General features: G+C 59.5%; 14 protein-coding genes and 1 pseudogene. 4 read left to right on the top strand and 11 right to left on the bottom strand.

Annotated features, from left to right (window positions below):
• Nucleotides 1-278: 278 nt before the first annotated feature.
• Nucleotides 279-545, bottom strand: a complete 267-nt coding sequence (locus tag B4V04_RS19810) for a hypothetical protein (protein ID WP_498233372.1) — start codon at nucleotides 543-545, stop codon at nucleotides 279-281.
• An 82-nt stretch (nucleotides 546-627) separates the two neighbouring features.
• Here B4V04_RS19810 and B4V04_RS19805 point away from each other — a divergent pair, with 82 nt between their 5' ends.
• Nucleotides 628-1,266 carry a hypothetical protein gene (locus B4V04_RS19805; RefSeq protein WP_498233371.1) on the top strand — a complete coding sequence of 213 codons (639 nt, stop codon included), beginning with the start codon at nucleotides 628-630 and terminating at the stop codon, nucleotides 1,264-1,266.
• Nucleotides 1,267-1,437, top strand: a complete 171-nt coding sequence (locus B4V04_RS19800) for a helix-hairpin-helix domain-containing protein (protein ID WP_498233388.1) — start codon at nucleotides 1,267-1,269, stop codon at nucleotides 1,435-1,437.
• 74 nt (nucleotides 1,438-1,511) lie between these two features.
• Here B4V04_RS19800 and B4V04_RS19795 read toward each other — a convergent pair.
• From B4V04_RS19795 to B4V04_RS19775, 5 genes and pseudogenes are all read right to left on the bottom strand, one after another.
• Nucleotides 1,512-2,478, bottom strand: a pseudogene (locus B4V04_RS19795) (cation diffusion facilitator family transporter).
• Between the two features lie 120 nt (nucleotides 2,479-2,598).
• Nucleotides 2,599-3,225: a hypothetical protein gene (locus tag B4V04_RS19790; RefSeq protein WP_498233370.1), complete on the bottom strand. Its 627-nt coding sequence runs from the start codon at nucleotides 3,223-3,225 to the stop codon at nucleotides 2,599-2,601.
• Nucleotides 3,226-3,234: 9 nt separating this feature from the next.
• Nucleotides 3,235-3,603 carry an SHOCT domain-containing protein gene (locus B4V04_RS19785; protein ID WP_092893747.1) on the bottom strand — a complete coding sequence of 123 codons (369 nt, stop codon included), beginning with the start codon at nucleotides 3,601-3,603 and terminating at the stop codon, nucleotides 3,235-3,237.
• Between the two features lie 126 nt (nucleotides 3,604-3,729).
• Complete coding sequence (locus B4V04_RS19780) at nucleotides 3,730-3,951, bottom strand: hypothetical protein (RefSeq protein ID WP_220619881.1); 222 nt, start codon at nucleotides 3,949-3,951, stop codon at nucleotides 3,730-3,732.
• A gap of 99 nt (nucleotides 3,952-4,050) precedes the next feature.
• A complete protein-coding gene (locus B4V04_RS19775) occupies nucleotides 4,051-4,215 on the bottom strand; it encodes a hypothetical protein (protein WP_498233369.1) in 165 nt (54 codons plus the stop codon).
• Nucleotides 4,216-4,453: 238 nt separating this feature from the next.
• Between B4V04_RS19775 and B4V04_RS19770 the strand changes: the two genes are divergently transcribed.
• Nucleotides 4,454-5,176 (top strand): ATP-binding cassette domain-containing protein, encoded by a 723-nt coding sequence (locus B4V04_RS19770; protein ID WP_498233368.1) that lies wholly within the window; start codon nucleotides 4,454-4,456, stop codon nucleotides 5,174-5,176.
• Entirely contained in the window at nucleotides 5,173-6,660 is a 1,488-nt protein-coding gene (locus tag B4V04_RS19765) for an ABC transporter permease (protein WP_498233367.1), read from the top strand. Before B4V04_RS19770 ends, B4V04_RS19765 begins: the two co-directional genes overlap by 4 nt.
• Nucleotides 6,661-6,755: 95 nt before the next feature.
• Here the strand turns inward: B4V04_RS19765 and B4V04_RS19760 are convergent, their stop codons facing one another.
• The 5 genes from B4V04_RS19760 to B4V04_RS19740 all read right to left on the bottom strand — a co-directional run.
• Nucleotides 6,756-7,490, bottom strand: coding sequence for a plastocyanin/azurin family copper-binding protein (locus tag B4V04_RS19760; protein WP_498233366.1), 735 nt, complete (start codon nucleotides 7,488-7,490; stop codon nucleotides 6,756-6,758).
• A 25-nt stretch (nucleotides 7,491-7,515) separates the two neighbouring features.
• The gene (locus tag B4V04_RS19755; protein ID WP_498233365.1) at nucleotides 7,516-7,824 is read right to left on the bottom strand and encodes a thioredoxin family protein; all 309 of its coding nucleotides are present in this window, start codon (nucleotides 7,822-7,824) and stop codon (nucleotides 7,516-7,518) included.
• A gap of 173 nt (nucleotides 7,825-7,997) precedes the next feature.
• Nucleotides 7,998-8,351 (bottom strand): SHOCT domain-containing protein, encoded by a 354-nt coding sequence (locus B4V04_RS19750; protein WP_498233364.1) that lies wholly within the window; start codon nucleotides 8,349-8,351, stop codon nucleotides 7,998-8,000.
• A 2-nt stretch (nucleotides 8,352-8,353) separates the two neighbouring features.
• Nucleotides 8,354-8,773: a DUF302 domain-containing protein gene (locus tag B4V04_RS19745; RefSeq protein ID WP_498233363.1), complete on the bottom strand. Its 420-nt coding sequence runs from the start codon at nucleotides 8,771-8,773 to the stop codon at nucleotides 8,354-8,356.
• A 514-nt stretch (nucleotides 8,774-9,287) separates the two neighbouring features.
• A partial coding sequence (locus tag B4V04_RS19740) for an SHOCT domain-containing protein (RefSeq protein ID WP_498233362.1) occupies nucleotides 9,288-9,471 on the bottom strand: 184 nt, incomplete at its 5' end.

Genomic DNA, 9,471 nt, shown 5'->3' with positions numbered 1-9,471 from the left:
TGACAACCGTATTCAGCAGCGCCAAAATTCACGCAATTTCGTACGCTCGTCCGGTAGTTCGAGAGTAAGGATTCAAAATCCATCTCCGACCGCTGAGAATCACCACGACTTGAGGCTAATTCGACCTGAAACTGGCCTATTCTCCGAAACTGTGGGGAACTCACAACATCGGAGGATGGAATTGATGCGTGCCTTATTTTCAATCCGAATAAAGATGGGATGAGGGTGGTCTGTAGGTTCTTTACTGTGCTACGTTGAGAAATCCCCAAAACGACTCATTAGAAGATCTCCAGAATAAATCCGACTCCCATCACGATGAGGATTGTCGACGTGAACGCTGGCAGATACTCCGCGTAATCTTCAAGCCGATTCTCGTAACGCTGGTAGCCAGTCACGAGTACCAGCGACACACAGACGAGTGACGTAATGACGGCCAGCGAGTAGAGGAGCATCAGTTCGAGGCAATAGGTCGAGCCGGTGTAGATCGCAGTATTATCGTACTCCTCGTTGTGGGTGAATCCGAGGGCGAACGCGGGGGGTGCCATCCCGTAGAGCCCCCGATCCGACGTCTCCTCGAGTACGGTGTGCGCGTCCCTCTATCCCGAGAAGGTCAGCAATCTCGGCCTCATGGCGACGGGATTGTGTTTCGACGATACGGGTGGTATCCTCGAACAATGGGGAAGCGAGGAGTACTTCGATCCAGGAGCGATTACCGAGACGTACGGAAACGTCCCGGCGGAGTTTCTCGCGACGGGGTTCGCCCAGATGAATCCTATCGAGAATTACGCCGGGAAGTACACGATCCTGTTCGACAACCTCGAGGACAAGACTGCCGTCGAGAACTTCGGCCGAATGGAACGCTGGGTGCGCGATGGGGTTGACGTTGCTGGTGAGGCCTACCGCCAGTTCATCGAGGAGATTTACCAGGAGAACGCGCTCTACCAGAACGAGCTCGTCCTGGATGGCGACCACGTCGACATCGGGAACCTCACGATGCCGGTGTTACAGATTATTGGCTCGTTCGACCACCTCATCCCGCCGGAGTCGAGCAAGCCCTTCACCGAGGGTATCCCGAGTGAGGACACCGACATCTACGAGTTTCCGACCGGCCACGTCGGAATGGCCGTTTCGGGGAAGGCCCACGCGGAACTGTGGCCTCGTGTCGCGACGTGGTTCCGTGAGCGGTCGGTGACTTCGACCGACGGATCGGACACGACCGACGGGAACGATGTTACAGAGGGGACCGACCAAGAACAGTCGCTGTAGCTGCTCGACGGCATCGGGCCGGCCTACGATGAGAACCTTCGGGACGCAGGTATAACCGCGGTGAGTCAGCTCTCCGACGAGGACGCCACTTCCCTCGCCACGCGACTCGATCTCAGCGAGGCACGAGTCACATCTTGGATCGAGCAAGCGAGACAGTTGATAAGGGACTGACTGGCGGGGATTCTACGAGTGTATTGAGCAATCGGGGAGTGGCTACTGGGCTTCGGATGTGTGCCGGCGTTCGATTAGTGGGCGTGAGAGTTGAGATGGGTCCGACGGTCTCCGTATCCCGGACTCAATTCGATGGTGGCGTGATCAACCCCGTACTCCTCGAGGACGTGATGGATTTGTTGGGTGACTGTGTCGGCCTCGCTCATCGTCTCGACCGACGTTTCGACGTGTGCCGTCACGACCGTGATCTGACTACAGATCTGCCACGCGTGCCAGTCATCAATGTGGTCGACACCGTCGACGGCTTCGATATCCTCCCGGACGTGCTCGGGCTGGAACGGTGTCTTCATGAAGAAGATAGCGCCGCTTCCACGCAGGACCTTTCCGGCAGACCACAGGACGATGCCAGCGATAAGCGCAGCAGTGATCGGATCGATTACGGTGATTCCGGTGACTTCGACCACGACAACGGAGATGATGACGGCGATCGACCCGCCGGCGTCGCCGAGGAGGTGATAGAACGTGCCCTTCTCGTTGAGACTCATCTCCCCACCCTGGAGGATGAAGACACTGCCGACGTTCACTGCGACCCCGCCAATTGCGATCACGATCGTCGGGACAGTCCCGATCTCGATCGGGGTCAGGAACCGTTGATAGGACTCCCAGAGGATGTACCCGGCCATTGGGATGAGCAAGATGCCGTTGAGGAAGGCAGCCAGCGGTTCGAGCCGGTGGAGCCCGTACGACCACCACTCTGACCCCTCCCCTCGTATCTATCCGCGATGTAGGAGGCGGTAAACGCCATCACGTACGCCAGCGCGTCGAATAGCATGTGGACGGCGTCGCTGATGAGCGCAACAGAGCCGAAGAGGAGTCCCCCAGCGAGTTCAACGACGAAGCCGACGATGTTGATGGCGGAGACGAGTGCCAGCTTTCGACTGCTACCGACCCCCCGTGCCCGTGGCCAGGATCGTGTTCATGCGAGTGCCCATGGGCTTCGTCCCCGTGGTCGTGATGGGCGACGCCACTCTCGTCGGTCATTCGTGACAGGTCGTACTCGAACGAGGTTTATTAAACACCGTATCAGCTACCCGGCCATCTATCCACAATATCTAGCATATTATTGGCACAAAATTAGCAACTACGGCTGCATTCTCCGTTTCAGGAAGTGTGTTTCGTGGTCAGGTTGTTCGTTCCATCATCTGATGACGATGCCACCGTCGATTTCCATGTAGGCGTGGCGTAGCCACCGTAGGTCTGGCAACTCAGCGTGTAATCGCCCCGTTGCGTCGCCCCTAACTGTCGAACCATGGGTCTGGTGGCATTTTGCGGAAATACAACCGGGTGCATCATCATTCCGCCGCCCATGTGAACCTGTCCGGAGGGCATGATCGCGAGGCTGTGGTCTGGGTACTGCTCGTTCGCTTCTTCGAGTAGCTCGTGGAAGTGGCCGTCGGCCGGGGTCGGGATGCGTTCCGCGTTTCGTTCTTCGAGGGCCTCGTGGTCGGGGAGGGCGTCTCGAATCGACGCTGGGAGGGATTTGACGGCCTGACTCGCGAGCGTGTTGAACGATACGACACGGAGAACATCGTTCCGTTGCAGGCTGATGCGGTCCTGTTCCTCGCCGGACTCGTCGACGATGATGAAGCCCCAGTGATACGCGCCGACGTAGATCGTTCGATCGACCCCGCCGCTGCTTCCCGGGAGATTGCCGACGCAGCCCGCTAGACCTGCGATGCCGGCTCCGAGCGCAGTGAGAAACTCGCGTCGCTGTACTGTCGGGGACATGATTGCAGACTACTGCGACTCCTCGCGGGTGAGTTTCGCACGCCGTTCCTCGAACTCCTCGTCGGAGAGATCGCCGCGTGCGTACGCCACTCGGAGCTCCTCGAGCGCCCTGTCAGTGGTCAGCGACGACCCGACACCACCGACGAGGCCGCGATAGAGGAGGTAGCCGATGCCGACGAGGACGACGAGCCAGACGAGCATCATCCCGATGCCCCATAGTGGCGAGAGGCCGCCGGCCGTGCCGCCGCCCCACCACCAGCCCATCATCCCCATCATCGGAGCGGCGAAGACCATCATTAACATCGGAAACAGGACGATCACTGCGAGGACGATCAGGACGATGCGGAGCAAGCCGTCGGACGTGCGCTCTGTCGACATAGTTAACCACTATAGACTTCGTCGGCTGCGTTCATAAAGTTGAACGGCCAGTACTGCTCCATTGGTGGTTCTTAGGCTGGACGGCGGCCAATACATCGCTCTGTGTCTTGATTGGGGTGAGTCCACTCAGCAGCAGTCGGGGTCGTCGGGCGACCACTCGCACGCGTTGCCAGTCGTCAAGTTGTTTTCGTCAACGTAGGTCGAGAGACACGCGTAGTTGCAGAAGTAGGTCGGCGACCCGCAGTCGTCGGTACAGTCGCGCACACAGATCGGGTCGTGGTCGAAGATACGCGACCCGCAGTAGGCGCACGTCTCATCAACGTTGGGGAGTTCGACAGTCGTAGACATACCTGTGCTACGGGCACGAGTCAAAAACGTATTTCGCCAGCTGACCATCGATATACTCCGCCTCCGGATTGTCAGCGGTGTGTGAGTGACAAGGAACGACTAGAACTCGATCGCACCGATCATCGGCTCGTCGACGCACTTCGGGCAGACATTGGTGTCGTATTTCTCCATACAGTGTCGGTGGCAGGAGATCCCGCAGTGCTCGCAGACGAACACCTCGTCGTCGCGAGCGCATTCCGAGTCACAGATGTAGCACTGAACCATGGATACTCGAACGTTACCTCGCAAGCCGCATCAACGCTATGCTCGGCGCCTGATAGGTGGCTGATCTTCATCACGGCTACCGACTAAGTCTACCCCCGTTTGGAGACAAAATGAATGCCAAATCGTTGGCTATCTATTGCTCTCTCCGGTATACAACCCGATATCCGGGTACTTTGACGGAGTTAACTTTCGATTCTTAACAACAATTCGATTGAATGAGTAGAACGTCTTTCTACGTATGGACACGACCACGGCGCCCACGGAGACGCTCGGTGGTAGCAAGACGCTCGTTCGAGGCAACGCCCTCGAGAAAACCTACGGGTCACGACTCCCGTTGGGACGGTCGACACCCGTTCTCACCGGTGCGGATATCGAGGTCCATGCTGGCGAGATCGTCGGCATCGTCGGCGAGAATGGGTCGGGCAAGTCCACGCTGATGAAGATTCTCGTCGGGGTTCTCGACCACGACGCGGGCACGGTCGAACGGCATGGAACCGTCGGATGGTGTCCGCAGGACCCGCTGCTCTACGATCGGTTGACCGTCTCAGAAACGTTCCGGCTGTTCGGCGCTGGTTACGACATGACGCGCGAGGAAATCGACGCCGCGAAGCACCGACTGGCGGACGAACTCGACTTCGAGAAGTACCTTGACTACCGGGTCGACCAGCTCAGCGGTGGGAACCGACAGAAAGTCAATCTCAGCGTCGCGTTGATGCACGACCCGGATGTCCTCATGCTCGACGAACCCTACACAGGGTTCGACTGGGAGACGTACCTGTGTTTCTGGGACATGGCCCAGGACCTCACGAACGACGGCACTACCGTCGTCATGATCTCCCACCTAATCGAGGAGCGGAGTCGACTCGATCGCGTCTTCGAGGTGCGAGACGGACTGGTTCACGACGTGACCGACGAAGAGACCGAGAGCGAACTCAGGAGCGACCCGGAGGGGGGAACATGAATAGGTTCGTCGTCGGCGTTCGGGCGAACCTCCAGACGTTTGTCCGGACGCCTCTGAACGTCGTCCTTGCGCTGGTGCTCCCGCTCGTGGTCATCGAGGGGTGGGGCCAGGCGATGGCCGGACTGCCGTCAATGCCGACCGTCGAGGGGATTCCGCTCGACCTGGGACGCCTCCTCGGCGCGATCTTCGGCGTCGCCATCATCGCCGGGCTGATGGGACTGGTCCAGATGATCAGTGCCCGGGAGGCTGACCGACGGCTCGTTCAGACCGGGTACGCGCCACGAACGCTGCTCGCGACGCGGCTGGCGACTCTCGCGGGTGTCACGATCGTCGTCGCGGGGGTGAACTTCGGCGTCCTCTGGCTGACGATCGACGTCGAAGCACCCCTGTTTGTGTTCGCGTTCCTCGCGCTCGCGGGCGTCGTCTATGCTTTCCTCGGTGCGCTCGTCGGCGCAGTGCTTCCGCGACTGTTCGAGGGGTCGCTCGTCGTCGTCTTCCTCGCGATGATGGACGCGTTCCTCAGTGGCGACAGCCCGCTCGCCGCGGACGTCCCCGACTTCGTCCAGTACTTCCCGTTGTATCATCCGAAGGAACTCCTCCAGTCGGCCGCCTTCGACGGTACGTTCGCTGCGGGTGACCTCGTCTTCGTCGGCGGGTACCTTCTCGTGTTGCTCGTCCTCGTGACTGCCGTATTCGGTGCGACGATGCGCACGGCCGGGGGGGTGGTCAGCGTGAACCGAACGGCCACGGCGTTCGGTATCGGGCTCCGGGAACACGCCCGCAACTACGTCCTCGTGGCGCTCCTGGTCGTCCTCCCAGTGTCGTTCATCACGCTCGCCTTCGCGGTCACCCAGGACGTCCAGATGCCGGTCCGGACGGTCGTCGACGGCGAGACGACGACCGTGATGCGGGGGATGCCCGAGGTCCACGGCGTGATCATGACCCCGATCACGAGTTCGTTCATCGCCGGCCTCGCCGGTCTATTCCTAATGCGCGAGGCGAGAGACACGGACGGCCGCCTCGCTGTCGTCGGCTACCGAGCACGGCAGGTCATCGCCGCACGGTTCGGCGTCCTTGCAGTCATCACGCTTGTCGTGGTCGGTGCCTCCGTCGGGGTGATGCTCATCGACTTCCAGCCCGAACAGCTGTGGTGGTTCGTCGCCGCGATGCTCATCCTTTCAGTTACCTACGGACTTATTGGGATGCTCGTCGGCGCCGTCTTCAACCGCCTGGCCGGCCTGTGGATTATGTTGATCCTCCCGATGATCGACATCGGGCTCTTCCAGGACCCGCTGTTCGTCCAGTCTGAACCCGAGTGGTGGATGAAACTCTTCCCAGGCTACCATCCCGTCCGCGTGATGGTCGATACCGGACTCACGACGGACTTGGACACGGCTGCGTCGCTCGGCTGGGGGTTCGGCTATCTCCTCGTCGTCGGACTCCTCGCCGTGTGGGTGTACTACCGCGGAACTCGAACGACGTGACGTTGAGCTCGAACGAAGGTGGTATCCGCGGCCGGACGGATCGATCGAGGGCTCCCGACGGGATTCGCTGACTTACCGAACATCGACGAGGCGTTTCACCTGTCTTCCAACCGCTCACGACGCATCTGGAACTCTTCTTCGTCGATCTCGCCTCGTGCGTAACGGCGTTGGAGGGTTTCCATCGCGGAATCATCGCTCTCGGGAGATGCGTCACCTCGTCCTAGTGCCCAATAGAGGAGTCCGCCAGCTAAGCCGAGCATTCCGAGTGCCCCGCCGACGAACGGGACGCCGCCCCACCCGCCCCTCGAGCCACCCATCATGCTCCCTCCGCCGGGCCCCATCATGCCGCCACCGGTGCTCCCGCTGCCCTCGACGTCCGAGCCGATGGCCACGGCGCCGTTCTGGACGATCGTTTCGCTATCGGGGACCTCGCCGTCGGGGATCGAGCTCTCTTCGGCTGGCCCGCCGGGGCTGCCGACGACGATGCGACCGACCATCCCGACCGACTTGTGCGGGATGCAGTAGTAGTCGTACGTGCCTGGCTCTTCGAACGTGTACTCGAAGGATCCCGACGAGATGGTCCCGCTGTCGAATGCGCTGGCGTCGGATGGAATCCGGTCCTCGTAGGCGGTCGCCGAGTGGGCTCCGGCCGCTAGCTCGAAGCGAACGGTCGTGCCGGGTTCGACGTGGAGTCCGATCGGGTCGAAGTAGTTGTTGCCCATCTTGACGATGGGCGTCTCCTGTGCGCTCGCTGGCTGAGAGATCCCGACACCGGCGACTGCGCCGGCATCGAGTACTCCTAGGAACTGACGTCGGTTATAGTTCGTCATGTGGTTTGAATCAGTCTGTTGGTCGTTATTTTCGCACGACATCGGCGAGGCGCTGGACGAATCCAGACGATTGCTGGGTCGCGCGCTCGATGGCTGACTCGAGGTCGTTCCGGTCGACGATGCCGATGAACTCGGCGGTCTGCTCTCCGTTCGCGTAGACGAGGGTCGTCGGCGTCTTTCGGACGCCGTATTCTTCGGCCATTTCGAGGTCCGTCTGAATGTCGATCTCTTTGAATTCCACGTCCGGATACTTGTCCTCGAGACCGTCATTTTTCTCCCGCTGTGTTGCGCATTCCCCACACGTCTCTTGGGTGAAGAGGATTACCTCAGTCATACTGTACGCCATGGTATTGTTTTTAAACACATTACTATTTAATCTCGTAAGCTGAGTGCCCCTCATTTTTGATTCGAAGTCCCGCTCACACAGTGGTGATGGAGAATAGTTTGCCGAACGAAATCGAGTACACAGGCTCCGGGTATACGTACCTGGGTGTGTACTCGTTGCGTTTACCCCGACCGTTCGAGTTTCTCGCGGCGGGATTCGAACTCTTCGTCGGTGAGGTCGCCGCGAGCGTACGCCGTGCGAAGTTCCTCCATCGCGGGATTTCGAGCCGTCTGGCTTTCATTCGCACGTCGAACGATGAGGTAGCCACCGCCGAGGAGGATGAGGATGAAGATGAGCGGGACGAGCATCCCGACGAACGGCCACCACCCGCTGGTGGTCCCGCCGTAGCCCACCATCCCACCGTAGCCCATCATGCCACCGAACCCCATCCCCATAGTGAGCAACGGGAGGACGATGATCGCCCCGAGGATCAGAAGCACGATAGTCGTGGTGTCGAGTTGATTCGACGAAGACATCGTTACTCCTCCTCCGGCACCGTTCCCAACTCGTCTGAGACCGTTGCGATGACACGCTCGAATCGTTCGTGAACGTCGACCGCGATCTCGTCGAGGTCTGGATTCTCCGTGATGCCGACCAGTTGCTGGGGGTCGACGGCGCTCACGACGACGTCACCGGCATCCGTCTCGTAGACGATGACGTTACACGGGAGCAGGGCCCCCAATTCCGGCTCTTTGCCGAGCCCCTCGTGGGCGAGTGGAGGGTTACACGCCCCGAGAATCCGATATTGGTCTACGTCGACATCGAGCTTTTCCTTCAGGGTCGTTTTGACGTCGATGTCACAGAGGACGCCGAAGCCTTCGTCCTGTAGTGCGGTCGTGACTGCGGTTACGACATCGTCGAACTGTGCATCAATCGTTGTGGTGATGGTATATGTCATTGGTCTATTGGGTGTTTTCGCGTTCCAAGCTCGCGATGAGCTTCTTTGCTTCTTCTTCGGTCAATCCAGCACCGCCAGACGCTTCCGAGGCCGTGAATGCACGGAGTCGTCGACATTCGGCAGCCTGTCTGCGTTGTTCTCGCGAGCCGATTCGAGTATTGTTCTGTGAGTACTTTATTGTGGTGGTTGGTTTTGGTGTGTCCGCGTTTCGAGCCAGCACGCGACTGGGGCCTATGTACGGTGAGTGTTGTTCATATCGCCCGATTCGTTTCTCTCGGGGTCGGGGAGACCTTGTCGTCGGGTTTGCTAAGTCTCTCATTCTGGTTTGTGTGTCAATTCCTATTCTTCACAATACTAAGTAAGATTGCTGGATACATAACTAGTCGAGTCCATTTGCTGACCCAGCAAATCGGTCCATCGTTTAAGCATACTCTCTCGTGTTTTTCTCCGCCCGGAGGATGTACGTACGAATCCATGTGGAAGATACGGAAAAGCACGTTAGGGGTAGAAGTCCTCACTGGGTGAGTGAGGATCGTCGGTTCTCGAACTCCTCCTCCGAGAGTTCACCCCGCGCGTAGCGCTCGCGGAGTTCGGCGAGTGCTTTATCCGGCTCAGAGGCCGATTCCTGGCGGTTAGTGCCGTACACGATGAGCAGGATGAGCCCGACCAGAAGCAGCGGCCAGAGGAACATCCCGCCC

Source organism: Halorubrum sp. B52 (assembly GCF_059752555.1).
The sequence above is the reverse complement of the archived record's forward strand: the minus strand, read 5'-3'. Positions and strand labels throughout refer to the sequence as shown.